At 43.2% G+C, this 26,932-nt stretch carries 20 protein-coding genes and 1 pseudogene; 8 read left to right on the forward strand and 13 right to left on the reverse strand.

The window, feature by feature from the left end:
- Positions 1-60: 60 nt before the first annotated feature.
- From LYNGBM3L_RS44505 to LYNGBM3L_RS28630, 3 genes are all read left to right on the forward strand, one after another.
- Positions 61-222, forward strand: a complete 162-nt coding sequence (locus LYNGBM3L_RS44505; protein WP_165691813.1) for a hypothetical protein — start codon at positions 61-63, stop codon at positions 220-222.
- Positions 200-655, forward strand: a complete 456-nt coding sequence (locus LYNGBM3L_RS28625; protein ID WP_008189649.1) for an NUDIX domain-containing protein — start codon at positions 200-202, stop codon at positions 653-655. The genes LYNGBM3L_RS44505 and LYNGBM3L_RS28625 overlap by 23 nt, the downstream gene beginning before the upstream one ends.
- Before the next feature lie 89 nt (positions 656-744).
- Entirely contained in the window at positions 745-1,413 is a 669-nt protein-coding gene (locus tag LYNGBM3L_RS28630) for a PEP-CTERM sorting domain-containing protein (protein WP_044495188.1), read from the forward strand.
- A 282-nt stretch (positions 1,414-1,695) separates the two neighbouring features.
- Here the strand turns inward: LYNGBM3L_RS28630 and LYNGBM3L_RS28635 are convergent, their stop codons facing one another.
- The 3 genes from LYNGBM3L_RS28635 to LYNGBM3L_RS28645 form a co-directional block, all read right to left on the reverse strand.
- A complete protein-coding gene (locus LYNGBM3L_RS28635; RefSeq protein WP_008189653.1) occupies positions 1,696-2,331 on the reverse strand; it encodes a hypothetical protein in 636 nt (211 codons plus the stop codon).
- Between the two features lie 1,139 nt (positions 2,332-3,470).
- Positions 3,471-3,740, reverse strand: a complete 270-nt coding sequence (locus LYNGBM3L_RS28640) for a hypothetical protein (protein ID WP_008189656.1) — start codon at positions 3,738-3,740, stop codon at positions 3,471-3,473.
- Between the two features lie 43 nt (positions 3,741-3,783).
- Entirely contained in the window at positions 3,784-4,995 is a 1,212-nt protein-coding gene (locus LYNGBM3L_RS28645) for an RNA-guided endonuclease InsQ/TnpB family protein (RefSeq protein WP_008189658.1), read from the reverse strand.
- 569 nt (positions 4,996-5,564) lie between these two features.
- On the opposite strand from LYNGBM3L_RS28645, the gene LYNGBM3L_RS28650 reads away from it, so the two are divergent.
- The gene (locus LYNGBM3L_RS28650; protein WP_008189662.1) at positions 5,565-7,376 is read left to right on the forward strand and encodes an IS1634 family transposase; all 1,812 of its coding nucleotides are present in this window, start codon (positions 5,565-5,567) and stop codon (positions 7,374-7,376) included.
- A gap of 180 nt (positions 7,377-7,556) precedes the next feature.
- Here LYNGBM3L_RS28650 and LYNGBM3L_RS28655 read toward each other — a convergent pair whose 3' ends face one another.
- The 9 genes and pseudogenes from LYNGBM3L_RS28655 to LYNGBM3L_RS48010 all read right to left on the reverse strand — a co-directional run.
- Positions 7,557-8,597, reverse strand: coding sequence for a glycoside hydrolase family 10-like protein (locus tag LYNGBM3L_RS28655; protein ID WP_202799273.1), 1,041 nt, complete (start codon positions 8,595-8,597; stop codon positions 7,557-7,559).
- A gap of 290 nt (positions 8,598-8,887) precedes the next feature.
- Positions 8,888-10,024, reverse strand: coding sequence for a citrate synthase (locus LYNGBM3L_RS28660; protein ID WP_044495241.1), 1,137 nt, complete (start codon positions 10,022-10,024; stop codon positions 8,888-8,890).
- Positions 10,025-10,270: 246 nt separating this feature from the next.
- Positions 10,271-10,768 carry a phosphohistidine phosphatase SixA gene (sixA, locus tag LYNGBM3L_RS28665; RefSeq protein WP_008189668.1) on the reverse strand — a complete coding sequence of 166 codons (498 nt, stop codon included), beginning with the start codon at positions 10,766-10,768 and terminating at the stop codon, positions 10,271-10,273.
- A gap of 80 nt (positions 10,769-10,848) precedes the next feature.
- Positions 10,849-12,099, reverse strand: a complete 1,251-nt coding sequence (locus LYNGBM3L_RS28670; protein WP_008189671.1) for a DHH family phosphoesterase — start codon at positions 12,097-12,099, stop codon at positions 10,849-10,851.
- 97 nt (positions 12,100-12,196) lie between these two features.
- Positions 12,197-12,694 (reverse strand): HNH endonuclease, encoded by a 498-nt coding sequence (locus tag LYNGBM3L_RS28675; protein ID WP_008189673.1) that lies wholly within the window; start codon positions 12,692-12,694, stop codon positions 12,197-12,199.
- Between the two features lie 176 nt (positions 12,695-12,870).
- Positions 12,871-14,421, reverse strand: coding sequence for an adenylate/guanylate cyclase domain-containing protein (locus tag LYNGBM3L_RS28680; protein WP_008189675.1), 1,551 nt, complete (start codon positions 14,419-14,421; stop codon positions 12,871-12,873).
- Between the two features lie 228 nt (positions 14,422-14,649).
- Positions 14,650-18,981, reverse strand: a complete 4,332-nt coding sequence (locus LYNGBM3L_RS34360; RefSeq protein WP_008189677.1) for a PAS domain S-box protein — start codon at positions 18,979-18,981, stop codon at positions 14,650-14,652.
- A gap of 571 nt (positions 18,982-19,552) precedes the next feature.
- A complete protein-coding gene (locus LYNGBM3L_RS50865; protein WP_071986960.1) occupies positions 19,553-19,747 on the reverse strand; it encodes a TLTLP motif-containing protein in 195 nt (64 codons plus the stop codon).
- Positions 19,748-20,057: 310 nt separating this feature from the next.
- A pseudogene (locus tag LYNGBM3L_RS48010) lies at positions 20,058-20,207 on the reverse strand (succinate--CoA ligase subunit beta); the annotation flags it as partial.
- Between the two features lie 685 nt (positions 20,208-20,892).
- Between LYNGBM3L_RS48010 and LYNGBM3L_RS28695 the strand changes: the two are divergent.
- From LYNGBM3L_RS28695 to LYNGBM3L_RS28710, 4 genes are all read left to right on the forward strand, one after another.
- Positions 20,893-22,290: a hypothetical protein gene (locus LYNGBM3L_RS28695; protein ID WP_131827210.1), complete on the forward strand. Its 1,398-nt coding sequence runs from the start codon at positions 20,893-20,895 to the stop codon at positions 22,288-22,290.
- Between the two features lie 88 nt (positions 22,291-22,378).
- Positions 22,379-23,665: a M16 family metallopeptidase gene (locus LYNGBM3L_RS28700; RefSeq protein ID WP_008189686.1), complete on the forward strand. Its 1,287-nt coding sequence runs from the start codon at positions 22,379-22,381 to the stop codon at positions 23,663-23,665.
- 246 nt (positions 23,666-23,911) lie between these two features.
- Positions 23,912-25,186 carry a M16 family metallopeptidase gene (locus LYNGBM3L_RS28705; protein ID WP_008189688.1) on the forward strand — a complete coding sequence of 425 codons (1,275 nt, stop codon included), beginning with the start codon at positions 23,912-23,914 and terminating at the stop codon, positions 25,184-25,186.
- 140 nt (positions 25,187-25,326) lie between these two features.
- Positions 25,327-26,136 (forward strand): peptidoglycan-binding domain-containing protein, encoded by an 810-nt coding sequence (locus LYNGBM3L_RS28710; protein ID WP_008189690.1) that lies wholly within the window; start codon positions 25,327-25,329, stop codon positions 26,134-26,136.
- Positions 26,137-26,309: 173 nt separating this feature from the next.
- Here LYNGBM3L_RS28710 and LYNGBM3L_RS50870 read toward each other — a convergent pair whose 3' ends face one another.
- Entirely contained in the window at positions 26,310-26,930 is a 621-nt protein-coding gene (locus tag LYNGBM3L_RS50870; protein WP_008189692.1) for a PEP-CTERM sorting domain-containing protein, read from the reverse strand.
- Positions 26,931-26,932: the final 2 nt, after the last annotated feature.

Here is a 26,932-nt window from a genome sequence, read left to right on the forward strand (position 1 = left end):
TAGTTTTTGGGTCAGGGTAATCGGACATATCGCATTTCTCACAATATTACACAATATTAATTGTCAGAATTTATGATCGGAACTTCCCTACTCCCTACTCCCTACTCCCTACTCCCTACTCCCTACTCCCTACTCCCTATTCACTATTCCCTGTTTCCTTTGCTATATGATAAATACTCAAGCATATGTTATCTAACCCATGACTTCTACTCAATACCGTAATCCTGCTCCCACTGTTGATATCATTATTGAACTAATCGACCGACCCCATCGACCGATTATTTTGATTGAACGGGAGAATCCCCCCCTAGGCTGGGCAATTCCCGGTGGCTTTGTAGATTACGGCGAGTCGGTAGAAACAGCAGCGCTGCGGGAAGCTAAGGAAGAAATCAGCTTACAGGTTGAACTAATTGAGCAATTCCAGGTGTATTCTGACCCTAGTCGTGATGCCCGTAAACATACCATTAGTATTGTGTTTTTAGCTACAGCAACTGGTGAACCAAAAGCGGCTGATGATGCTAAAAATCTCGGCATTTTTCACCCTTGGGAAGTTCCATCTAATCTCTGCTTTGACCACAACAAGATTTTGCGGGATTATTGGAATTATCGCCATTATGGAATTAGACCTAGGCTATCTGCGGAAGTGATACAGTAAGTCATCAACTAGGGATACATTGAAGCAACCTGAATGCAAACATCAGCCTGTAATCCTGATAATTAAGAAAAGTTAAGGATTACACACTCATGAACATCAAGCCCTCTTTAATGGCAGCTGCTACTGTAACCATCGCTGCTTCTACATTGACCGCCATCTCTGCTGAAGCGGCTGCTCTTGACTTCGATATTTCTCCATTTACCGGTTCTCCAGCTACAGTCAACATTACTTTAGAGGAAGTTGGCAATGATGTTAAGTTTAACTTTGAAGTGACTGATACCTTGGCCGACATCACTGGGGTATTCTTCGATATTAACGACACTTTCAATTTGAACTCAAATGATTTGAGTGTTAGTGGCAATGATGTAACCGGGGGTTTGGTAACCAATACTAAGAATCTTGGCAATGGTGTCAATCTCAACGGTGGTGGTCCGAGCAACCCTGGCTCATTCGATTTTGGTTTAAAGATTGGCACCAATGGTATCGGAGGTGATGATATTCAAGCCACTAGCTTTACCCTATCTCACGCTACAGAAGCCTTAACTCTCAATATGTTTAAGGAGCAAAAGTTTGCAGTGCGTCTGCAAAGTGTAGGGTCTAATCGTGAAGGCAGTAGTAAACTAACAGGAATATCCCCTATAAAAGTTGTCTACCCCTCTGATAACAAACCAGTTGGTGTACCGGAACCCTCCACTGTACTGGGATTAGGCTTATTCGCTGTAGGTCTAGCTGGCACACGCCGCATTGTCAAAACCTAAGGAGTTGATATCAATCAAACCGATTTTGTCTTGGCTATTACCATTAGCTGAATGCTTAAACCAATAGGGAAATAATGAAATTGGATTGTGATTCCATCGTCATCACAAACAATGATTGGTCTTCATAAAGGATACTCATGGTTTTGATGCTTCAGTTTCTGTAATGGTAGAATTGGAGAGATTAACTAAATGCAGGGTGTATCTACTTTTACTTCAGACCGGTAAATAAGAATGACTAGGGCAAGCATCCCTGCTGATAATATCACATTAGGATATGACATTTCAGAGTTTACAGATAGCTTTAAGAACCTTTAGCAATTGAATAGAACTCTCAGATTCCATCAGGTTTAGTAATGGCATCAGCTGATAAGTTGGGGAAGTTTCCTGCTGCAGATAAACAAACTGATAACGTAATCCATTGGTCACTAGCCCCCATACGGATTTTTGATGCTCTAAACTTTTAGAGGCATAAGTCAGTAATTGTGGTAAACCTGCTGTTACGTCAGCTAGACTGTTTTTCGTTTCGATCACCAACACCCAAAAATAGTTATTAGCTGGTGTTGGTTGCTGGTTGTTTATTGCTAGAATATCAAGCCGCCCTGTAATTCGTGTCTCCTCGTCTTCACTATCAATTTCCGCAATCCCCTCTTCCACGGAAATTGTAATCGGGTAGTGATAGAAGCCAGCTAATCTTAGCAATGGAGCAATAACCACCAACTTTACCTGGCCTTCAGAGACTTTTCCTGATCTTAGATAGGGACGAAAATCATTCTTTATTTGCACCAGTTCCTGCTTTTCAACCTCTGTTAGCAGTTCTAAGGATAACAAGGGCATGAATGAGCCATCATAATCTTCTTCAAGATTCAAAAGACGATGAACATCCTCAAGAGATAAGTTACTAGGGTTTAAAGTTTTCATGAGACACTTAATTTTTATCCAATGCTAAAACAGTTTTGATATTACAAGTTTTCTGATTCCACATATATGCCCCTAATCCAACAGCTAGGTTATAACTACAGTAGTTGCTAGTGGTGCTTTAGGGGGGGCTTGCCTTCATTTTCCACCTCTTCGCACTTTGTTGGGAAAGCCTGCCCGAAAATTGTAATGGGTAAGATGCCCATTCCACGGCTGATGCCCATTCCACCCACCAGCCCAAACAGCTTTTAGGAGATGCACCCTTTAGCACCTCAAGTACCGTGCCCATAGCCCATAAGCTTAATGCTTACAGTCTTCGAGGTCAGAATTCAGTATTCCCAAGGGAGATCCGGTGACTTGCTGAAAAGCTGGGATTGATGATCGTGATTTTTTTTTGCATCATAGAAGTAACTCCTACTTGGTTGGGAGGAAAGCCGCGCTGGTCATGATTAACGGGCATACTCAGCGCGGTTCTTAGTCTCATTTTTTACCTTCTATAGTATAGATAAATCTTCGAGAAAATGCAAGGATTAATTAAAATATTAACATTTATTTACAAAAATGTTTTTAGCTATATTAATTGACTATTATTTAAACTCTTTTTTTGTACTATTATTGATTAATAATCATCATTTATATCCGGTAAAATTTTATAAAAAATCATTTGTATTGATAGCCATAAGGTTGTGTAATCTGCGGAACACTTTTTTGTTATATAGCGGTTTTTAATTAGGTGAGGTACATGTTTTTAGGGAGCTAAGGCCGTGGGCTCCGCTTTCGGCTTTGCCGAAAGCGAACGGAGCTGGAAGCAGTGAAGTCATAAGGTAAGCATATATGCTACGCCCACGCTACTTGAAGTGCCGTCAGCCGTCAGTAGTCAGTAGTCAGTAGTCAGTAGTCAGTAGTCAGCCGTCAGCCGTCAGCCGTCAGCCGTCAGCCGTCAGCCATTGGCTTTTGGCCACGCTACTGTTCGCGCAGCACCTCAAGTAGCGCAATCGGTGCTTAAAATAAACCTATGCAGGCCTATGGCCACGCTACGCGAACGGGATAATTTAATTCAGATTAAATTTTATTCAAAAGCTAATAGCTAATAGCTGATAGCTGATAGCTGATAGCTGATTGCTGATTGCTGATAGCTTACCTCAAAGCTGACCCATGCCAGCAGAAACTGATTCTTTCTCTAATGCTAAAACAGTTTTGATATCACAAGTTTTCTGATTCCAGATATATGCCCCTAAGCCAACAGCTACATTAGAAATACAGGCAGCGGCAAAGATACCATTAACCCCAAATAGCTGACTGCCTAGATAAGCCAATGGGATGTAAAGCACTACCATCCGAGTCACCATCATCACCACTGATGGTAAGGGTTTACCTAAGGCATTAAACGTCGAACTGGCAACTAGAATCACGCCTGTTCCGGCATAGCTAATCGGGACATTGACACTCCCCGGTCTAAAGACACGGGGATTCTTGCTTCAACGAGCCAACTTGCTCAACCAGACCGGAATCAGGAAGAGTAGAGGTCGATTCTCTGCAAGCGTTTTGGTTTAAAACCAGGGTTCCGATGTGCCCCACCGTACCCAAGGCTCGTTTAAGGATGTTGATCGCGGCATTGTGGTCACGGTCTAACTCGCACCCACATTTACAAACGTGAGTCCTAGTTGATAGCGACTTCTTGAGCACTTCACCACATTCAGAACAATTTTGGCTTGTGTAGGCAGGGTTTACTGCAACAGTTACTCTGCCGAATTTAGTCCCAAAATGCTCGATCCATTTTCTAAATTGATACCAACCAGCATCATTAATAGACTTGGCGAGGCAGTGGTTTTTGACCAGATTTTTTACCCTCAAATCTTCATAGGCGACCAGGTCGTTAGACCGGATTACGCAACGTGCCAGTCTCTTGGCATGTTCTTCACGCTGCCTACTTATTTTAAGGTGCGTCCTGCCTAGTCTATTAATGGCTTTTTTACGGTTGGCTGAGCCTTTCTTTTTTCGATAAACTCGGCGTTGATAAAACTTTAATCTCTTTTCCCCAGTCCTGTAAAAACGGGGATTAGGTTCAGTCTTACCTCTGGAGTCGGTATAGAACTCTTTTAAACCTACATCTAGACCAACAGTCGCATCAGCAGGTTTTAATTGTTCTTTTACATCGACTGAAACACAAAACTGGACATAGTAACCGTCTGCCCTTTTGACAATCCGAACTCGCTTGATTTGTTTCTTGTCAAATCCCCACAAGTCCCATGTACCTTTGAGTTTAAGCTTCCCAATTTCTTTCTTGTCAGTGAATGTAATTGATTTATTGTCAGGGGACAGCTTCCATCCTGACTGCTTATATTCGACTGACCTGCAATGCTTTTGAAACTTAGGGAAACCTTTCTTTCCAGATACTTTTTTCTTACAGTTCTCAAAAAAGCGAGCAATTGATGACCATGCCCTTTCAGCCGCAGCTTGTCTAGCGGTTGAGTTCAGTTCATTGGCAAACGGAAAGTTCTTAGCTAAGGTTTTGCAATACTTATTGAGGTCGTATTTGTTAAACCCTTTATTATCCATCCACAAACGGAGACAGCTATTCCGTACAAACTTCACAGTCCGGATGGCTTCGTCTATGGATTGATACTGTTTCTTTTTCCCGTATGCCTTGAACTCAAGTATGATCATCAGAACTCGACCTTTTCTGTTATATTATTATAATACGTTTAGCACAAATTTACAAGTCATGTTGCTATATTTTTTTTTTTTAGTGGGACAGGACTCCCTATAGCTAAAAAGCTAAAAGGCGCGTCAAGCCGCTATCAACTTTCATCTCCGCTCGCTTTGTGACGGAGTTTTCAGTTGTTAAAATCCTAATAACTGCAAACACTCCCCAAATCATCGGTATCGTTAGTCGGGTTAGCTGGGAGCTCACCTTCCCTTCAATCAGGTTTTGCTTCATGGTAGGGCATACCTTAATTAATCTTAATAAAATTTAACTAAATTTAATTGGTTTTGAGGATTTATCTAGAGAAAGGGCAAGAGGATAAAGAGGATAAATGAGTTAAAACAGGTAAATTAAGTAAATAGTTTCGGCTCATCTATAACTGAAGTTCCCCTGTACTTTTGTACTACTAGAGCACGGAAAGGCTATCCCCATAAGGGATAAGCTTTATTTAGCCTACTCTTTGTGTGCCCATGTAATTTTCCAATTTTCTTAAGATTCAAGGTTGGGTAACTTTGGCGATAATGTAGTCATGTATATAGAACGAGTTCCCAATCGAAACTCACCACCTGCTGTCCTTCTCAGGGAATCATACCGAGAAGGAAATAAAGTTCGTAAACGCACCCTAGCTAATCTGTCTAAATTACCTGATGATGTCATCGAAAATTTACGCATTGTACTCAAAGGAGGAGTGGCCGTTGAAAATTATGGGGAGGCTTTTCAGATAAAAAGAAGCTTACCTCATGGCCATATTTCCGGGGTTCTAGGCACTCTGAACAAATTAGGAGTTCCAGAACTAATAGATGGTAAAGCTTCAAAAAATCGGGCAGTTATCATCGCCATGATAGTTGCCCGAATAATTGACCCCTGTTCAAAATTGGCAACGGCTAGAGGATTAAATCAGGAAACTTGTGGTTCATCTTTGAGCCATCTACTCGGATTAGAATCAACAGATGAAGATGACTTATATGAAGCCCTAGATTGGCTGATAGCTAGACAAACAAGAATTGAAAATGAACTGGCGAAAAAGCATTTAAAAGAGGGTGCATTAGTTCTGTATGATGTCAGTTCCACCTATTTTGTTCGCGTAGCGTCGGCTTCGCCGAAGGGAAAAACCTGTCCTCTAGCAAGCTACGGTTATAGTCGAGACAAAAAAAGCGGTGCGACCCCGGTCGGGTTTCCCGACCTAGGGAACGCGCACCAAGAGAGAGGAAAACAACAAATAGTATTTGGCTTGCTGTGTAATCGAGAAGGATGTCCCATTGCTGTGGAAGTTTTTGAGGGAAATACATCCGACACTACCACAATGGCCTTACAAATCGAGAAAGTCCGTCATCGCTTTGGACTCTCCAGAATCATCTGGGTTGGAGATAGAGGCATGATTACTCAAACCCGTATCAACCAAGAGTTCTCGACAAGGGAGGATCTCGATTGGATTACAGCCTTAACTGCTGCTCAAATCAAACTCTTGGCTGAGCAAGAAGTGATTCAACTGGGACTGTTTGATGAACAAAATTTAGTGGAAGTGGAATCCGTAGATTATCCGGGGGAAAGATTAATCGCTTGTCGCAATCCAATAACTGCTGAGTCAAGGGCTCAAAAACGAGAAAAACTCTTACAGAAAACAGAAGAAGAATTAGAAAAAATTGTTCAAGCTACTCTCCGAGAAAAAAGGGCTTTAAAGGGTGCTGACCAAATTGGCCTTCGAGTCGGAAAGGTGATTAACAAATATCGAGTGGGGAAGTTCTTTGAACTGGAAATCACGAACAACAGCTTTTCCTACACCCGCAAGCCCCAAGGCTTAAAAGCCGCCGCTGCCTTGGATGGATTATATGTCATTCGTACTTCTGTAGACACCGAAGTTTTAGATGCTCCAGCTACAGTGAAAGCTTACAAAAGTCTGTCTCAAGTCGAACAGGCTTTTCGCTCTTATAAGACGATGGATTTAAAAGTCCGTCCGATTTATCACCATCTCGAAAGCCGAGTTAAATCTCACGTTTTTCTTTGTATGCTGGCTTATTATGTGGAATGGCATATGAAGCAGGCTTTAGCACCGATTCTTTTTGATGACGAGGAGGGCACCCCCATTGATTGGGATGGAGTTACTCCTGTTAAACGATCAAAAAAAGCTTTATCCAAGGCTCGTAAGAAGCGGACAGCCCAGAACTTACCCGTACACAGCTTTTCCACTTTGATGGCAGATTTAGGAACAATTACTCTCAACACAATTGCTTCTAAATTAGAGGGGGCTGATCTGACTTTTTTGAAAATTACTCAACCCACACCAGTCCAACAAAAGGCGTTAGATTTACTTGGTGTTTCCCTATTTGTACCCAGTAAATGACCGACAGAAAATCTGCTATTCCTTACCCAGCATAGGTTGCCCTTTTTGTCAAAGGGGGAACTTCAGTCTATAACGTTTCTGAACGCTATGAGGTACAGAAATTTTTTTTCCTTATTACCTATTCCCTATTCCCTATTCCCTGTTCCCAGATCCGCTGTTCCCTTTGCTATAGCTAACTGCTTAAACTAATAGTTCCAGAAACCTTATAAGGTTAAAAAAAAGCTTCTTTGTGCCCAAGTAAGTTTTAACAAACGCTTCTTTGTGCTCTGGTTTTACACCACGAAAGGGACTATAGGTAGATTCCCAACAAAAAAGAGAATAACCATAACCATAGTTTTCGGCTATTGCTATCTGCTTGTTGAGTTCATTGATGGGCTTAGGGCGATAGACTTCTCCACTGTAGATACCTACCGCTACCGGAACGTAATAACTAGCTTCTCGTAAACCAGAAGATTTTAGAGTATTGATTACTTCTTGGCTTGTCTGGCGATAAATTTGGACGATCACTTCATCAATCAAGCCTTGGCGTAACCAATACAACCAATTTTGAGAGTATTTTCTGTAGGAAAAACTTGGGGAGTTGGGAGAAAGAGATATAATTAAGTTAGGGTTAATTTTTTTAACCGCTTGGTAAATTTTACGGGTTAATTCTGTCATCACTCTGGCGTGATTTCCAAACTGAGTTGGAATGCCCCAATGATCGTCTAGTTGAATACCATAGAGATTGGGATAGTTCTTTGCAGCTTCAGTAAATAAATTAATGAAGTACTGTTGAACATCTGGGTGCTTTGGATTTAGCCACAGATGTTGATCGATAGCTTTTTCTCCTGTTGACGTCTTTAGGAGCCAATCGGGATGCTGCTTAGCAAATTTTGAATTCAGATGAAGCATCATGCCATGCTCATACCAAGCATAGATTTTCAATCCTTGACGTTCACCTTCTTTGATGGCGGCTTTTAGGGGGTCGGTGAATGGTAAGGTAATCCGGTTATTTTTGAGGGAATACTTACTAGGATAGGTAGTTCCACCATTATAAACATCAACGTAAATTCGATTAAAATTCAGACCAGATAACTGGTGAAATACATTGTCAGTTTGTCCTGTATAGGATAGAAAGTTGTTACCAATATGAGTTACCCAAATTCCTTGAATTTTATTGGTAGTTTTTGGGGTATGGCGAGGGGCAGGAATGATAATGTTAAAACCTACCAATACCACCACTCCTATTAATGTCCAAATTATAAATTTATTGAATTTTTTTATTAACGGAAATTTCATTAGTTAATTGGTAATTGGTAATTGGTAATTATTATTTTCGGGGATCATATGCGCGAAGCGCACGCTACTTGAGGTGCAATCAGCTTTTGAAGCAAGGAAAACTAGGTACGAAAACTTAGGCATTTGGCTGAGGGAGCCGAGTACATAAGTATTCGTGGAACTTTCCTCAAGAATCACCCACGCCAAAATCACCAATTACCAATAACTAATAACCAATAAGTAATGACTAACAACTAACGAGCTTCCATAGGAATATAGGGAGCATCGTGAGTGCCAGTGTAGACTTGAGTAGGTCTAAAAATTCGATTGACTGCTAGCTGTTCCTTCCAGTGAGCTAGCCAACCCGCAACTCGTGCGATCGCAAACACTGGTGTAAACAAGTCACTCGGAATACCCAGCTTCCGGTAAACTAAGCCAGAATAGAAATCCACATTGGGATAAATCCCCTTGTGGCTCAGTTTTTCTTCCACTGCTTTCTCCAACTCCAAAGCAATGTCGTAGTACTTGTCTGTGCCAGATTCCTTAAACAGTTGTTCCGCTAAGTTCTGAAGTATCGTTGCTCGCGGGTCTTTTACCTTATAGACTCGGTGACCACAACCCATAATTCGTTCTTTGCGCTGCAAGCGCTCCTCCAAGTAAGACTGGACATTGTCCACTGAGCCGATGGTTTCCAACATGGTAATCACTTCTTCATTCGCCCCTCCGTGTAACGGACCAGCTAGAGTTCCCACCGCTGATGCCACTACTGCATAAGGGTCAGTAAGAGTAGAAGCAGTCACCAGAGCCGAAAAAGTAGATGCATTGATAGTATGTTCGGCATGGAGGGTCAGGCAAACATCAAAGACATGAGCCTCTAGGGGAGTAGGCTCTTGCTCATTGAGCATATACAGAAAGTTAGCTGCATAGCTAAGATCATCCCGAGGGCGTACTGGATCGTCCCCTTTGCGCATCTGTTTAAATGCTGCTACCATGGTAGGAATCTTAGCCAACAGCCGAACCACGGCTTCCCTAATGTATTTTGGATTGTCTAGAGCCCGTTTGGAGTAAAACAGACCCAAAGCAGCAGCAGAGGCTTGTAGAGCATCCATGGGATGACCAGTTTCTGGAAAACATTTCATCATGTCCCGGATGCTATACTTGATCCGTCGGTGGAGGCGAACGTCCTCCTGGAATTCATAAAGTTCGTTCTTAGTAGGTAGCTCACCCCAAATCAGTAGATAGGCGGCTTCTAGGAAAGTACTGTTTGATGCGAGTTCTTCGATCCGAATGCCACGATACTCTAGTATTCCCTTCTGCCCATCAACGTAGCTGATACTGGATTGAGCTGCTGGAATGCCTTCTAAACCTGGCTGGTACTCGCAAGCTATCATGTTATTACCTACAGAATCTTCAGTCATCTCAGGGTAACTTACCAGAGATTAGTGCTTAAGTCTTCCGTGCTACAAAGATTATTACTTTTTAGTGTAATGACTATATTATAGCAATCTCCAACAATCTTGATGAATTTGTGCTTGATGAATTTGTGCTCAAAGAACCAATCGTGATATTCTTCCCCCTCTTACCTGTCTTGCCTGTCTTCCCCCTCTTCAGAAGTTTTACAACTCAAATCCCCATTGCTATAGTAACCATTTCGGTGAGGTCAGCAAGAATAGCTCACTGCGACCGAAGGGCTTGCCAGTATTAGGAAGCTTTAACCCAATTACTCCAGCTTTTTTTAGCACTAGTTTTTGATTGGATACTCCCCACACCAACATTTCCGCCCAATTAGCTAAATCCGGTTGATGGCCAACTAGAGCTAAACGTCTTTGAGCATTAGTCTTTCGCCACCTCTGCTGTAGCCAACTGAGCCATTGGTGAATGTCACCCTCAGGAGCGAGACTCTCTGACTCTTCAACCAATGAGCCTAAACCAACATCTTGGAGGATAGCAGCGGTTTCCTTAGCTCTGACCAATGGACTAGTCAATATTAGGTCAAAATGTAGCCCTCGTTTCTGGAGCTCTTTTGCTACTTTACTAGTTTTTTCATGGCCAATTTTGGTCAGTGGCCGCTCTCGATCGTTGTGGTAGGTGCCTCGCTCAGCAGCAATACCGTGGCGAATTAAGTAGAGTTCCATGGGCTGATGTTGAGATTCGCTTAAAATGCGATCGCGCTCACTGAAAACACTCCTGAGTTCATCAGTTGGTATTAGTTAGTCTAGATAACCGTATCCTCGGGATTAACTAACCGCAGTAGTTTTTGCTTGACTTGGGTATCAAACACCTCCCACTTGAGCTTGGCATACTCCGATTTGTCATTAAAACTACTCAAGAATCCCGTCGGAATTTCAAAGCCACCAGCCATCATGCGTCCACCACCAAAGAAACGCCCATGACTGTCTTGACCGAAAGCTTCTTTGATAAATTCATCAGGGTCGAGGGTTAACTTATTGGTTCTCAAGGAACCAATCACCACTTCTAATTCTTGGTCTTCATCGTAAACAATCCCGTAAACCACAGCAGTGTGAACATTTTCTTCAGTAACTAAAAAGTCAGCAGCTTGGGGAATAGCATCCCGGTCTTCATAGCGAAGATAGCCCACACCAGCCATAGAGAAGTTATCTTGGAGAATGCGATATTTAAGCGATCGCTCAATCACATCCATGACTCGGCGAGATCGGGATGTTTTGAGTATAGCGTTAAGCAGTTGACTGTCGTAGAAGCGACTGAGATATCCAGCTGCCAAGAAATCCTCTTCCTGAGCCTGCATCAGCATATTAGTATCAGAGCGCACACCATGCATCAAGGCTGTAGCACATTTGATGTGTTCACTAATGCTACTATCAAGCTGTAGTAACCCAGCCTGAAGGTAATGGGTTAATAGCGTCGCGGTTGCTCTTGCTTGAGGACGAAGGTCAATAAATTCTGCTTTCAACTCCCCTTGACTAGTGTGATGATCAAAGATTGCAATTAGAGGAATATTGGCCTCGGTAACAATCGGTAATAGCTGGGTGGTTGTACCCTGGTTATCAATCAGCACATAGCCCTGATACACCGATAAATCTTGATTTTTTGTGGTCTCGACACTCCAGCGTTTGGCTGGTAAACCAGTCAGCTTAACCAGGGCAATGTTTTCCTGGTGAGAGAGGGTACCAGCATAGACAATATCGCATTGGATATTATACTGCTGGGCAATCAGCTGGTAAGCCCAAGCGCTAGAGAGAGCATCTGGGTCAGGGAAATCTTGTAGGATGATCAGTTGCCGCTCATGTTGGTGACGCTCTAGAGTCTCCTGCAACTGTTGTACTTTTGAATGTACTTTTGAACCTGATGTAGCCGACTGCCGCCTTTTTGTTTGGGAATTTCCCACGAAGGGATTTAGATCTTGAGTAGATGACGGTTGCGCTTTAGCATCAACCTGTTCTGAATCTAAGCTAGATGCACCACTGTTAAGTAAATTGTTAGTCATTAGTTATTTAGTCATCAGTCATTAGCCATTAGTCATTAGTCATTAGCCATTGGTCAACCCCCTTTTGGCTTGATTAGTCGTGGCATGAGTTAGCAGACTAGGCACCAATCACATACTTCCGCCATTCCTGATGCCGTCCAGTTTTTAAGTGTTTAGCAATTTCAAAGTGGAGACTACTATAAGGTCTCCGGGGTTGGGTTTGCAACATCATGTTGGCTTCTTTGGGGGTGCGATTCCCTTTTTTGACGTTGCAGCGCACGCAAGCTGTAACAATATTTTCCCAGGACTCACCTCCATGGCGAGAACGAGGAATCACATGATCTAAGGTTAAGTCATCACCACTGTAGCCGCAGTATTGACAAGAGTGACCATCACGGTGCAGGATGTTACGACGGGTAAGGGGAATCTCTTTGTAGGGTACCCGTACGTAATGGCGCAGTCTAATCACTGTAGGCAGTGGAAAATCTGCGTAAACGTATTTGCCGTTATGTTCGATACGCTCTGCCTTACCCTTGATCAACAAGACAACTGCCCGTCGCCAGTTGGTGATGTTGAGCGGCTCATAGGAGGCGTTTAACACCAGAACCTTACCCATTGGTGATCTCAGCTAGGAGGATTTTCCCAGATAGTAGCACAGGTTGCTCAATCTGGGTCGTTTTTCCATGGGTTAGTTTAATTTACCTTGTTGCTGAACTGCTGAACTAAAGGCTGAACTAAAGAAATCCGTCAAGGGTTCAGTCAAATATAGTTAGGTCAGTTACCCATTACCCATTACCCATTACCCATTGCTTTAGGACCTGTGAGCAGATAAGTAGTCATTTTCCCTTTTCCTTTGACTTCAAACGGTTCCCGTTTATCAAACCGGTACTTATCTTTTAATTTCTCATAGGTCCTAACTGTAACCTGAATGCTACCTGGTATACCCTGAGATTCCATACGGCTAGCCATATTTACGGTATCACCCCACAAATCATAGCTAAATTTTTTGATTCCAATTACCCCAGCCACCACTGGTCCACTGTTGATGCCAATCCTGAGACGGAAATTTTGATTCGTTTGAGCATTGTACTGCGCAATTAATTTTTGCATATCCAATGCCATTTTAGCGATCGCGTCCGCATGATAATTGCAGGGTTTTGGCAGACCGGCAACAGCCATATAAGCATCACCAATCGTCTTGATTTTTTCGACACCATGCTCCTCAGCTAGTTGGTCAAACTCTGAGAAAATTACATTGAGAATTTCGACCAGTTCGGTGGGAGAGGTTTGGGTTGAGAGTTTGGTAAAGTCAACTAAATCAGCAAACAAAACGGTGACATCTTCAAAACTTTCTGCCAGGGTACGTTCTCCTTTTTTTAACTGTTCTGCGACCGGTTGGGGCAAGATATTAAGCAGCAAAAGCTCAGCTTGGGTTCGGGCACGACGAAGTTCATCTTCAGCTTTTTTACGCTCTGTAATGTCGCTAACTGTGCCTTCGTAGTAGAGTAAATCACCAAAATTGTCTCTGACTGCTCGTATATTTTCCGAAATCCAAATTACCATACCATCTTTCCGATAGACTTCGGACTCAACGTCTGATAACGTTTCTTCTTTGTGGATTAGGGCTAATATATCGTCACGACGCATCGGTGCGAGGTAGAGTTGTTTCCCAATATCCGTGACTTGATTAATCAGTTGTTCTGGCGACTGATAGCCCAAAATACTTGCGAGTGCTGGATTAGCGGTGATAAATTGTCCTTCTGGTGTAACTTGACAAATGCCTTCATTGGCATTTTCAAAGATACTGCGATATTTATGCTCAGCTTCTTGTTTCTGCTTGATTTCCTGTTGCAGCTGAAAATTTTGTTCTTGTAGTTGCTTTTGTAAACGCCCGAGTTTCAAGTGAGTGTTGACTCTCGCTCTTACTTCTTCCTGCTGCACTGGTTTGGTGAGATAATCTACTGCACCGAGTTTGAAACCTTTAACTTTGTCGAGAGTATCAGTACGAGCCGTCAGAAAAATAACTGGGATGTCTCTAGTTGACTCTTGAGCTTTCAAGCGACGGCAAGTTTCAAACCCATCAATTCCGGGCATCATAATATCCAGTAAGATTAGATCCGGTTGAGTATAGTTGACTTTCTGGAGGGCACTATAGCCATCTTGAGCGACTAAGACTTTGAAGCCAGAATTGCTCAACAACTCAAACATCACCCCTAAATTAGTCGGACTATCATCAACAATCACAATTACACCTTTATAGCCAATTTTATTATAGCTCTCGGTTAGGGTTATTTGGCTGGAATAGGAATGATTATTAGCTTGAGTTACTGAGTAAATATTCATAATTACATGAACTTATTATTGGTTTTTTTTTCGCTAAGCAATGGCTAATTAATAAGAGCCCAAATAATCTGATATCATCTCACAAAAAATAAATAAGCCCTTAAAACTATAAACCTTAAAACTATAACCTTTAAAACTATAATAACTTATTCATGGCTTAAATCATCATTTAAATGGCTAGTTATTTTAAAGATATATAATTTATTTTTTAATAACTTTATATTTTTTTTAATCCTTTGATTGACCATGAGCTTCGCGGTCTTTTTTATCCATGTAATTCCTAACAAATTCCAGTATTTGTCTTTCTTGAAAGCCTTTTGATAATTGACGCAAGTTTTGAGCAAAGGGGATGAATTTATCATCCAACTGTTCAATCAAATTAGCTTCCTCTTGGATCCCTCTAATATCACCGATGATGGCGAGTTCATACAGAACGGAGATTTTCTCTGGCGATGGAGCTACAGGCATAACGTCTTCAGCTTTCTCTTCCTTAGTGGATTCTACAATTCCTTGTCCTCCTTGTTGTTCCTGGGAAACGTCTGGTAAATCTAAATCTAGCCAAAAAATACTACCTTGACCGACAGTGCTTTTCACCTTTAATTCACTACCCATTAATTCCGCTAAACGTTTACTAATCGATAGTCCTAAGCCTGTACCATTAACCTGACGGTCAGTGTTACCCACTTGATGGAATGGCAAAAATATTTCTGCTAGTTGTTTTGGTGGGATACCAATGCCAGTGTCTGCTATGACAAAGCGCATTTTTTGAGTACCTTGCTTTTCGGTTAAAGACCGATCAACGTTCAACTCTGAACACCCCAAATAACCAACTTTAAAGGTTACCCCGCCAGTATCTGTAAATTTGACAGCATTTCCCAAAAGGTTCATCAGAACTTGTCGCAGTCTTATTTCATCACCCTTGACAAATTCAGGCAGGGGCGAAAGGAATTCGTAACGGAATGAAAGGTTTTTTTGTTTAGCACTGATCACCACAATTTCCACAATACCTTCCAGAAACTTGGGAAACTGAAAATCTCTGACATCCAGTTCCATTTTTATGGCTTCGATTTTTGATAGATCCAGGATGTCATTGAGTAGGGTTAACAGATGCTGACCACTTTGCTGAATAATACTGAGCTGCTCTTTTTGCGTAGCGCTCAGATTAGGTTCCTCTTGGAGGATTTGGGCATAACCTAAAATGCCGTTAAGGGGGGTACGTAATTCATGGCTCATGTTGGCTACAAATTCACTCTTAGCCCGATTGGCTACTTCCGCGTCAACTTTAGCCTGCTTCAACGCCTGTTCTGCCTGTTTGCGATCGCTAATGTCTCGAAAAATTCCCTGCACAACTGTCTTGCCTTGCAGCTCTAAAGTAGTGGCACTAACTTCTACAGGCACCGTTGTACCAACTTGATGCAGTAATTCCAGTTCTTCTTGAAATACACCCCCTGCCTCCACATGTTGCTGGAAACTTTGGGAGTAGGCTTTGAATCGTTCTCGTGGAATAATCTGACTCTGATGCAAGCCAATAATTTCAGCTCTCCGACGGCCCAGCATCTGTTCCGCCATCTGATTGGCTTCCAGGATGATTCCGGTTTCCGCATCTGCCATCAGAATGGCATCACCAGCTGACTCAACTAACTTGCGATACTTCTGTTCCGCCTGCCGTAGTTTTGCCTCTGATAGCTTGCGTTCAGTGATATCTCGGTTGCAGAATATTCTACCATAGTAATCCCCACCACTCGTGAGCACTGGTGCTGAATAAAAGTCAAAAATACGCCCATCCTTGATTAAAAGTTCATCGTAGTTCGTTGTTTTGGGATGAGCTTGGAGATAGTCCACCTGAGCTAGAAATTCTTCGGGATGCTTCAGTTGAGAACTCACCTGCTTGAGCAATTCTTGAATATCATTGGTTTCAAACAATTGTTCTGGAGTCTGCCACAAGTCAGAGAAACGGTGGTTGTAGGAAACCACCCGAAAATTTTCATCAACCACTAAAATTCCATCAATGGCAGCTTCTTGTTGCGCTTTGAGCATGGCATTTGTACGGAGCACATCCTCCTGTGCCACAGAGCGCTCAATGGCAATTCTAGCTAGTTGGGTGGCTTTATCCGCCAGTTCTTGCTCTTCGGGGTTTGGGGTATGAGGTTCAGTGTAATAGGTTGAGAAGGTGCCTAGCACCGTCCCTTGAGTGGACAAAATGGGGATAGACCAACACGCTCTGAGATTGTGGGAGAGTGCCAAATCCCTGATACTTCCACACAGGGGATGAGTGGCAATATCCTTAACCATGACCGATTCTCGCCAATAGGCGGCAGTGCCACAGCAACCCATATATGGAGCAATAACCATACCATCAATCGCCTGAATGTAGGATTCTGGAAGGCTGGGAGCGGCAGTATGACGCAGATTAACCCCATTTTTGTCCACCAGCAAGAAAGCACACCTAATCTTGGGCAATTGCTCCTCAATCAACCGAGCTAGTCGGTCTAGTACATCTGGCAGCTTCTCCCACTGGGTAATCATTTCCAGGATACGATTTTGTCCAGCTAACAAGGCTTTAACTCTCTGGCTATCAGTAATGTCAGTAAAGGTGCCAACTAGACGAACCACTTCACCGTTATCATCTGTGATCACCAGACCAGTGGAGAGAATCCAGGAAATTGAGCCATCTGTGCGCAGCAGACGAAACTTTTGTTTCCACTTCTTGATGCAGTCGCTCATGGGGGAAACCCCCAAGACCGCGCTGCATCGCTGAGAACTTCGTCCAGTACATAGGTTATCTAGGATGGCTTTCACCTGATCTTGATCCTCAAGATGAATCAGTGCCAGTAATTCATTAATGGTCGGTCCATCTTGATCCAATGGGTAGCCAATCAGGCTGAGAAATTGGGGTGAGTAGTAATGATCATAGGTCTTCAGGTTGATTTCAAAGAGTCCGTTGGTGTTGGCTTGAATAGCCAGAGCAAACCGTTCCTCACTCTCCCTAAGCGCATCCTCAATGCGCTTGTGTTCAAGAACCTCCGCGATTAATTGTCGATTGAGCTGCCTCAGGGTAGCTGTTCGCTCTTGAAATTGATATTCCAGCCGTTCATTTTGGTAAAGGAGTGCGTCTTGAGCGTGCTTGCGCTCTGTGATCTCCTCAACTGTAGCTTCGTAGTAGAGTAGAAAGTTACTACTATCGCGGATAGCCCGCACGTTTTTGGAAATCCAGATTATACTACCATCTTTTTGATAAATCTGTGCTTCAAACCCTGAAACAACACCATCTTCCTGTAGCTGTAGAAGCAAATCTGCCCGGCGTTGAGGGTCAACGTAAAGTTGGTGGGCAATATCGGTGACACTTGCTACTAGTTCTTCCGGTGATTGATAGCCATATATTCTCGCTAGTGCCGGGTTAGCACTGATATAGCTTCCGTCAGGTGTGGTCTGACAAATGCCCTCGACAGCATTCTCGAATATGCTGCGGTATTTGGCAACGCTTAAGAGTAACAACTCTGCCGCCGAGTTTCGTTCTGATGTAATCGCTGCCAAGAATAAAGCGATTGTCGCCATCAGTATCATGAAAACCTGTAGCAGGGGAACTGCTTCACTCAAGTCCCCGGTGCTGGCAAGAAACGGTCCGGTACCCAGACTGGTTCCTACAATGGCAATACTCGATACCATCAAGCAGCCTAGGGTGGTGAGGCGTTGACCAAATTGGAGGGTAGCCCAAATCAGCCAGGGAAATGTCAAGCAGGCGAGGGGATAGGTTGCCATTTCTGGCGCAATGTCCGACCCAAACACTGCCCAACTCACTGTCAACAGTGAAATCAGCCAGATAGCTGCCAAAATAATTTGCTTGATCTTTATGCTTGCTTGAGGGGTTAACGGTTGTTGGTTAGACAGTTGGAGGTTAGTTTGGGTTGACTGTTCAACCTTCTCAACCTTGGCCAATTGGCCACGCTTTCGGCAAAGCCGACGCTGCGCGAACGCGAACAACCTGCCAACCTTCAACTCCTTCACTAGGTAGCACCAAACTAAAAACACTGGTACTACGACTAAAACCACCATTAAGTCCCCTAACCACCATTTCCACCACATCCCCCCGAAATTCCTACCATCAAATTCACCACTCAGGTGTAAGTGAGTTAGACTGACAGTCGGAGCGATGAGTGTGGCAACCATCGACACCCCTAGGAAACCCAATACATCTCGTCGCCGTTCTAGGGAAGGACGAAGCTGCCACAACAGTGCCAATCCGATCGAGAGCAATACTGACAAGATATAGCCGAGAGCAGTGATTACAGAAACTGGCCAGAACCTCTGAGCCGACACAGTCCAGAAAAATTGTCCCCAAGAAACCGATGGCAAAACTCCTTGTTGTTCGGTTAACCACCAAAGATGCTCCCTTAGTAGTAATACGGTTGCTTGGGTAACTCCTGCGGGAGACCAAACTGGTGGTACTAATGTATTTCCTCCAATCAATCCATGGACTAAGTTTGCCAGCCCAAGGTAAACCAAAGTCAGTAAACCTAAATTGGTTAAGTGTTGCCAGAATCCTTTTGGGATGAAAATCATTTTGGGAATACGCCCAAAGATGGAGTTAGGCGAAACTAATCTTTACGCACATTGACATAATTTTCAATCCCTAAACCGGTAAATTCCGCAACTTTACAAACTCTTTTATTTTCTAGTTAGATTTTTTTCAGTCTCTTTAAATTAAAGGTTTTTTTGACCTAGAGATTTAGTTAAAGTGAAAAGTGAAAGGTTATGGGTGAAGGCTACCGACTTAAGCTGGCATATAGCGAAGGAGACTGGTAATTGTTCATTGTTGTTCATTGTTGATGGTTTTCCCTTGTCTCCCTTCCCTTTGCTTGATAAGAGGTAGCCTCGGTGAAAGAGACGACACCAATCTCCTCTCTTTCCCCTTTCTCCTTTTCCTTGTTCCTTTTAACTATCATCAAGGAGCCAAGGCAAGTGATATACCATTCAACTTAAACTTTCTATAAAGCTGAGATTTCACAGAATCCCCCTTACGCCATTGCCTAGGAGACATGACGCTGGCATTTTATATTACACCTCAGCTATTGAAGGTTTTTAAATCAGCGCACCCACATATTGTGCTTTGGTTATCTAAAAAACTTGTATGTCAATTTTCTATTCTCGTCGTAGGCGAGTAGGGGGTTTGTGGCAAAACATTAACGTAGTTATTTGAAGAAGAGTAGTAAGCGATGATCAACAAAGGTAATGTTAAGGTCAACAGCGCAATTACCGTACCCAAGACTTCTGCCCATCTATATGGGTGAGGGTCAGAAGAGTTGGCAGATGAGCCACTAATTTCCATAAATTAATTGAAATTTAAACTAGGTCAGTTGAAAACGACGATTAGTTGGGTCTTATCATAAACCCTACATCCTCTATTTTATCGATTTATTCCCAAAGGATTGTTTTCTAGTAAACAATCTCAACCAAATTCCAGCCCGCTTAACGATACTTTGCAAAAAACTAGGCTCAACAAGGTTACAGGTTGTAGGTTACAGGTTGTAGGTTGTTAGTTACAGGTTGTAGGTTACAGGTTATAACCCACATTCCCCATGTCAGTTTGTAGTATGCAAAGTATGATGTAAATCCGACCAACGGGTGATGGGGTGACGAATCAATTGCTCTACACACCGGATCCGACGAGCTGGGTTGTCTCCATAAGTAGAGACTTGAGATTTGAGCACCACCGGATAGGGAATCTCTAATCCCTTGATGTCGGTAGGATGGTCAATGCGTTGAGCAGGCAAAACCGGAATGCCAATCTCACGGAATAATTCTTTAGCCTGGTATTATAACAGATGCATGATTCGCGAACAATCCTAACCACGACGTTTCAAATCTTTTGCCACTTGGTCAATGCTGTAGAAACACTTCGGTGAAAGCGTCTACCAGCTGACGGATCCTTAAATTGGTCATTAAAAACAGCAAAATTATTCCCCCAGTAGCCCCTAGGTAGGATAGGTAGAAGGGAAGCAGGTGTCGATCGCTTTAAACGCCATCACTTAGTTATTCATCTATTAGACATCTCCAAAAATTAACCTCAAACCCTTGCACTGCCTGGGTCAAAACCGAGTTTCTGGAGATGTCTATTATAGAAGTTACTAGTTCATAACTCCAGATTAGGGCAGGTGTTTGTTCATCGTTCTAGATAAGTCCCGATCTAGGAATGTCTAATCGTAAGGTGGGAAGTCTAGACCGAATCAAAGATTATGGTGGTCGAGGATGTCACTCCTTGCTTCTTTGATTCTTCAAAATTCCCCCCTAACCCCTATAATTCCTCACTGTTGCCTTAATATCTCACCAATTCCTGCCTAACCACTGGAAGCATAGGAGTATATTTTGGGTTAAGATTAAGTACCTTTTTTGGTATCCCTGGCTTTCCTCCTGCTACAGGCAATGGATTCTAACCAGTTCACCCCTGAGTCTAACCACAGCAACGATCAATCAATGGATTCTGACGTTGCAGCCCACCCTTGGGACGAACCACTTTCTGATCCCGAGGCTCAAACCGATGAGCCATTCCCTGAAACACTACAACCCGATGAAGGAAATTCTAAAAGTACGTTTCTTTTGTTGGTGGTGGTGGGCATGGGATTGGGTCTAGTATTTTTAACCGGCGGCTTTTATGTTTTTACCCGTCCCTGCGTATTTGGGTCTTGTACTGTACTCAATGAAGCTCAGCTATTGAGTAAAAAGTCAGCAGACACCCTCAAAAAACCTAAATCGGGAAAGGACATTCTCGAAGCTCAGAAGCAATTAAAGACAGCGATTGAAGGACTCAAAGCAATTCCGTTTTGGTCAATGAAGCATGACACAGCACAAGGATTGCTCCAAGCCTATCAAATCAGAGGTAAAGACCTAGATCAGTTAGTGACAGCCATGCAAATGGCGGCTAGGGCAGGTCATAAAGGGAAAAATCCTCCCCATAAGGCATCAAAGTGGATTGCAATTCAAAAACTGTGGCGAGAGGCAATTGCCCGCCTTGAACAAATGCCTAAGGAGAGTAGCCTTAATGCTATAGCGCAACAGAAAATTAAGCTATATAAGGTCAATTTAGACGAAGTTAATCGGCGATTAGTCAAAGAAAGACAGGCGAGTCAGATTATGAAAGCAGCTAAGAAAGCGGCTCAGATTGCCCAAGCTCGTCAGGGTGTAGCCCAGACTTTAGAGGAATGGCAACTAGTCTATAGTACTTGGAAAACCGCATTAGACCGTCTGAACAAAATTCCTCAAGGAACAACCGTTGAAGAGGACAAGCAACGACTGGAGGAATTCTATAAAACTAATCTGGCCAGGGCGCGCGATCGCAAAACCCAGGAAAAAATTGCTACCAACGCCTACAATCAGGGACTACGTCTGGCTCAGTTAGCTCAAAAGGCTCAGGGAAAGCAACAATGGTCGGTGGCTGCGATTCATTGGCGCAACGCTTTAACTTACGTGAAGCAAGTTCCAAACTCCACATACTACCACAAAAATGCACAGTCTTTAATTGAGCCTTATCAAAACGCCCTTAAGGCAGTTCAAAGCAAGTTGCAGTTGCAGGTAAAGTTAAAACAAATTGGTGGTGATCTTGAACAAATCTGTACTGGGGAAACTCGAGTTTGTAATTACACCATTGATGAAAGTCTGATTAAAGTAGAATTAACACCGACTTATATGTATCAGGTCAGACAAACAGCGATTACGGCTCAAGTCAGAGGTGATGTAGAGGCTCAAGCTGGCATCGTGAATCACGTATTGACGTTAGAAGATGCCCTCAAAGGGATTAGCTATAATTCTGAAATCCGTATGGAAATCTATACTGCTGATGGGGCTCTGATTCAGGTACACAGTCCTGGCACTTAGTTAGGAGAACTGTGAAGTAGCAAACATGATCTTTAACACTGGGTTAACCTAAATTAACCTTAAGTAATATCATGTAAGAAGTTACACATTGAGATTAGAAGCATTGTTATCTGAGCCCCTGCCTCAAATAAAGTTTCCTGCTAGTGTTTTCAAACTGACCAATGGCTTGAATGTCATTCATCAATACCTAAGCGCTACACCAGTAGTAGTGGCCGATGTGTGGGTTGGTGCTGGTGCGATCGCAGAACCACAAGAATGGTCTGGCATGGCTCACTTCTTGGAACACATGATTTTTAAGGGCACCGAGACCATTGCTCCTGGTGTGTTTGACTATGTGATTGAAAGCCACGGTGGTGTAACGAATGCCGCTACTAGCCATGACTTTGCTCATTTTTTCGTAACCAGTGCTTCTGAGTACTTAAAACAGACCCTGCCTCCCTTGGCAGAATTACTCTTGCATCCTGCTATTCCTGAAGAAGAATTTGTCCGGGAACGGTGTGTGGTGTTAGAAGAAATTCGTGGCAGCTACGATAATCCTGATTGGGTGGGATTTCAGGCTCTTTCTGAGAGCGTTTACCAACGTCACCCCTATGGCAGACCGATTCTGGGTACGGAAGCGGATTTGATGGCTCACTCTCCCCAACAAATGCGCTGTTTCCACCAATGCCATTACCAGCCGGAAAATATGACTGTGGTGATTGTAGGTGATATTGACCAAGAATCAGCATTAACTATAGTTGACCAGTCATTTCAAGATTTTGCTTCCCCCACTGATTGTCCTAAACCAGAGGTGATAGCTGAACCACCATTTATCGGAATTAGACGTCAGGAACTAAATTTGCCTCGCCTGGAACACGCACGTCTATTGATGGCTTGGCACGGACCAGGGATAGATCAGCTTGGGGATGCCTGTGGTTTGGATTTACTGTCTGTGCTCCTGGCTGATGGACGCTCTTCTCGCTTGGTAAGAGAATTAAGGGAAGAGAAACAATTAGTGCAAGACATTGGTAGTAGTTTCTCTCTACAGCGTGATTCGAGTTTGTTTACTATTACCGCCTACCTAGAACCCGAATACCTGGAACAGGTAGAAGCAATAATTAGGGAACACCTGTGGCAATTGCAACAGACACCAGTGTCAAGCACAGAAATCAAACGCTGTCAACGTCAGCTCTATAACGACTATATTTTTTCCACAGAATCTGCTGGTCAACTTGCTGGTTTGTATGGTTACTACAGCACTATTGCTACAGCAGAAGCAGCCTATAGTTATCCGCTTGAGATTCAAAAGCTAACAGCTAATGACGTAATGCAATTAGCCCAGCGGTATCTTTATCCCCATCGCTATGCTATCACAATCCTCAACAGTATAGCTTAGATCGTAACTCATTTTTAGATTCAAAAGCTGAGATATTTAGATGTAATTAACTTAGGGGATTCGGTATATTTATACCTATTACCTAAGCTATCACAATCCTCAAAAGGATAGCTTAGATCGTAACTCATTAAAGGTAGTAACTCCTCACAAAGGCATGTAGTAAAAGTGGGAATTCGTGCATTTAAAATTTGGAATTTACAATTTTCCTAAGACCTAAGACTATCAAGCCTAAGACCTAAGACCATCATGCCTAATATCACACTAAAGCAACAACAGAATATCCATCGCACAGTGCTAGATAATGGCATCGTGGTGATAGTAGTTGAAAATGCTGCTGCTGATATCATTGCCAGCCGTCTATTTATTCGGGCAGGTAGTCAGTTCGATCCACCAAACCAAGCTGGCCTATCTCACCTCGTCTCAGCAGTTATCACCAAGGGAACCCAAGACTTATCCTCCATAGACATTGCCGAACGGGTGGAGTCTATGGGGGCTCAACTTGGTGCTGATGCAGCTAACGATTATTTTATACTCTCCCTGAAAACCGTTGCAGCTGACTGGTTTGAAATGTTACAGCTAGCAGGACAGATTTTGCGATCGCCTAGTTTCCCAGATGCCGAAGTAGACCTAGAAAGGTACCTAACCATTCAAACTATTCGTGGGCAACAGGAGCAACCCTTTAGCATTGCCTATAAGCAATTGCGACAGGCAATCTATCAAGACCATCCCTACGGCTTTTCGGTGTTGGGAGAAGAAGCTACGGTATCTACACTGGATCGAGCTGACTTAGAACACTATCATCACACTTATTTCCGCCCCGATAACCTCATAATTAGTATTGCAGGTCGTATTAACTCAGAAGATGCGATTAAGCAGGTAGAGCAAGTGTTTGGGGATTGGCAAGTTCCCGATACACCCCTGAGCAAACCCTCCTTACCCTCCCCTATTGCCCAACCCTGCCAAGTGACCACTGCCCAAGACACACAGCAGTCCATTGTGATGCTGGGTTATATTACCTCAGCTGTACAAGAGGCTGACTTTGCTACCCTCAAACTCCTGAATACCTACCTGGGGAATGGTCTTTCTAGCCGCTTGTTTGTAGAACTCAGAGAAAAGCGGGGTTTAGCCTATGATGTCTCAGCATTGTTTCCGACACGCCAGTCAGCTTCTACGTTTATAGCGTACATGGGAACAGCACCGGAAAATACAGAAACTGCCCTGGTTGGTCTGGTTACCGAAGTGGAACGCCTTTGTTCTCAACAACTGAGTCAGGATGAATTGCAAGTTGCCAAAAATAAGCTTCTTGGTCAGTATGCACTAGGTAAACAAACCAATGGTCAGCTCGCTCAAGTCTATGGCTGGTATGAGACGATCGGGCTAGGAGTTGAGTTTGATAACCTATTTCAACAAGATGTGACAAAGGTTACTCCAGAGATGGCTCAAGCAGCAGCTAATCGCTATTTTATTGAACCTTATATTTCTCTAGTCGGACCGGCTGAAGCAATCAACTTCCTGAGTTAACAGAGCAGACCAAAAACTTCAGGTCTCTCCCGTGTTTTACCTTTTAACCGGGGGAGACCTGAATGTATTGTTGTCTATAAATCCGCTTGAATCGATAAAGTTAAATTAAGTCGTGACAAGATTTAATTCACTGTAAAGATATGGATTCTATAGACACCACTAACAGCATTATCGGTATAACTATCTTTGGATCAATAGCCCTTAGCTTAGGGAATTTGCCATCAGTTGCCCTTGAAGCCAATGGCGTTGTCCCAAAACTGGCTCAAGCAATTACCCCAGTCAAAATCAACCGACCAACTCTCGACATTGGTAGTGAGGGGGAAAGAGTATCTGAATTACAAGCAGTTCTTAAATTATTGGGGTATTACACAGGAGAGGTAAATGGGTTTTATGGAGATAATACTGCGATCGCTGTCTCCAAGCTCCAGCGAGAAGCGGGTTTAACTCCCCATGGCATCATGGGAGCTGCTGAATGGAATCTTCTGTTTCCAAGCATCCCACCCAATCCAACATCCTCAACCTCTACTTCCAATCCCTTACCCTCAGCAAGTAGAACACCACCGACCACCTCTGATGGCATCTCAGCTTCATCGTTTCCGACGCCTTCCATCACAGAAGCTATTACCCAAACCACCACAACTCGTCCCAACCCTTCCTCTCCAGCAACCAGCACTAGCTTTGGTAATCGCACTACCACAACAGGCAATTCGGTCACTGTTGAGAGAACTAAGCCTAGCGCTATAACTTTACCAATTCTCCGACAAGGTATGCGTGGTCCAGCCGTCCAGCAATTGCAGAGGCGACTGAAATCTCTTGGTTTTTTAAAAGCCACAGTGGATGGGGTATTTGGAGAGGTTACGAAAGCCGCAGTACAAGCGGCTCAGCGCAAGTTCAAACTAGAACCTGATGGCATTGTTGGTCCTGCTACTTGGAATGCTTTGCTACGTTGATGAAATTTTTGTTGAACGCGATGGACTTCGTCCCGCTTTCAGCGATCGCGTGGCCGAAAGGCCATGGTTGATGATTGAACTGTCAACTGTTCAATCATCAAGCGTCAACAACACACTAGTTATATTTTTGCTGGTTGACTAATGATCATTCTTGATTGATATTACTGCTTTGGTTATTTCTGCTGCTTGAGTTCGTGTTTAAATAGGGAACTAATTCCTAAAGCTCCCAAAGCTAAAATCCCTAGGGTAGAAGCAGGTTCGGGAACTCTTTCACCTGTAGACAATGACAGCTTCGCACCAGATACAATGGCATCATCTCCATAAAATACCGGAATCTTGCCACTATTAGCATTAAAGACGTTCACGATTTCTCCTGAGTCGTAAAACTCCAGTAAATTTAAAGACAGCGATTGCTTAGTTCCTACTGATAAATTGCTGAGCGGAGCAATAAGAATAGTATCCAATCCTATGATCCCAAATACATCGGTAGTAATCAGGACGTTGTTTGGTGTCAGGTCTAAAGTTAGTTCCGCTTGCAATACGTCATTTATTGATGTTGCCAAGTCAGAAAAATCAAAGCTCCAACTTGTCTGTTCATCAATCCCATTACCAAGGATTTTATCCCCATTCTTTTCTATCGTAAAATCGCTGTTTTGTAGGGTTTGACCAATACTGGGATTTAGTATTGTTGAAGGAGTTGAGCTCCCAATCGCTTCAGCTGTTAAATCAAGACGACTAGCCAAGGCTTTTTCAGGGATTAAGCAACTGCTCAAAACCNCGGCAATTGTAGCCACTG

Origin of the sequence: Moorena producens 3L, from assembly GCF_000211815.1 — a bacterium.
Classification (GTDB): domain Bacteria; phylum Cyanobacteriota; class Cyanobacteriia; order Cyanobacteriales; family Coleofasciculaceae; genus Moorena; species Moorena producens.

Bases quoted from the DNA above. Each gene is read 5' to 3' on its own strand.
- sixA (WP_008189668.1), bottom strand. From the start codon at position 10,768: ATGGAACTCTACTTAATTCGCCACGGTATTGCTGCTGAGCGAGGCACC.
- LYNGBM3L_RS50865 (WP_071986960.1), bottom strand. From the start codon at position 19,747: ATGGAAATTAGTGGCTCATCTGCCAACTCTTCTGACCCTCACCCATAT.
- LYNGBM3L_RS28675 (WP_008189673.1), bottom strand. From the start codon at position 12,694: ATGGGTAAGGTTCTGGTGTTAAACGCCTCCTATGAGCCGCTCAACATC.
- LYNGBM3L_RS28625 (WP_008189649.1), top strand. From the start codon at position 200: ATGACTTCTACTCAATACCGTAATCCTGCTCCCACTGTTGATATCATT.
- LYNGBM3L_RS28695 (WP_131827210.1), top strand. From the start codon at position 20,893: ATGGATTCTGACGTTGCAGCCCACCCTTGGGACGAACCACTTTCTGAT.
- LYNGBM3L_RS28635 (WP_008189653.1), bottom strand. From the start codon at position 2,331: ATGAAAACTTTAAACCCTAGTAACTTATCTCTTGAGGATGTTCATCGT.
- LYNGBM3L_RS28660 (WP_044495241.1), bottom strand. From the start codon at position 10,024: ATGATAGCTTGCGAGTACCAGCCAGGTTTAGAAGGCATTCCAGCAGCT.
- LYNGBM3L_RS28630 (WP_044495188.1), top strand. From the start codon at position 745: ATGAACATCAAGCCCTCTTTAATGGCAGCTGCTACTGTAACCATCGCT.
- LYNGBM3L_RS28710 (WP_008189690.1), top strand. From the start codon at position 25,327: ATGGATTCTATAGACACCACTAACAGCATTATCGGTATAACTATCTTT.
- LYNGBM3L_RS28650 (WP_008189662.1), top strand. From the start codon at position 5,565: ATGTATATAGAACGAGTTCCCAATCGAAACTCACCACCTGCTGTCCTT.
- LYNGBM3L_RS28645 (WP_008189658.1), bottom strand. From the start codon at position 4,995: ATGATCATACTTGAGTTCAAGGCATACGGGAAAAAGAAACAGTATCAA.
- LYNGBM3L_RS28670 (WP_008189671.1), bottom strand. From the start codon at position 12,099: ATGACTAACAATTTACTTAACAGTGGTGCATCTAGCTTAGATTCAGAA.
- LYNGBM3L_RS28680 (WP_008189675.1), bottom strand. From the start codon at position 14,421: ATGAATATTTACTCAGTAACTCAAGCTAATAATCATTCCTATTCCAGC.
- LYNGBM3L_RS28705 (WP_008189688.1), top strand. From the start codon at position 23,912: ATGCCTAATATCACACTAAAGCAACAACAGAATATCCATCGCACAGTG.
- LYNGBM3L_RS34360 (WP_008189677.1), bottom strand. From the start codon at position 18,981: ATGATTTTCATCCCAAAAGGATTCTGGCAACACTTAACCAATTTAGGT.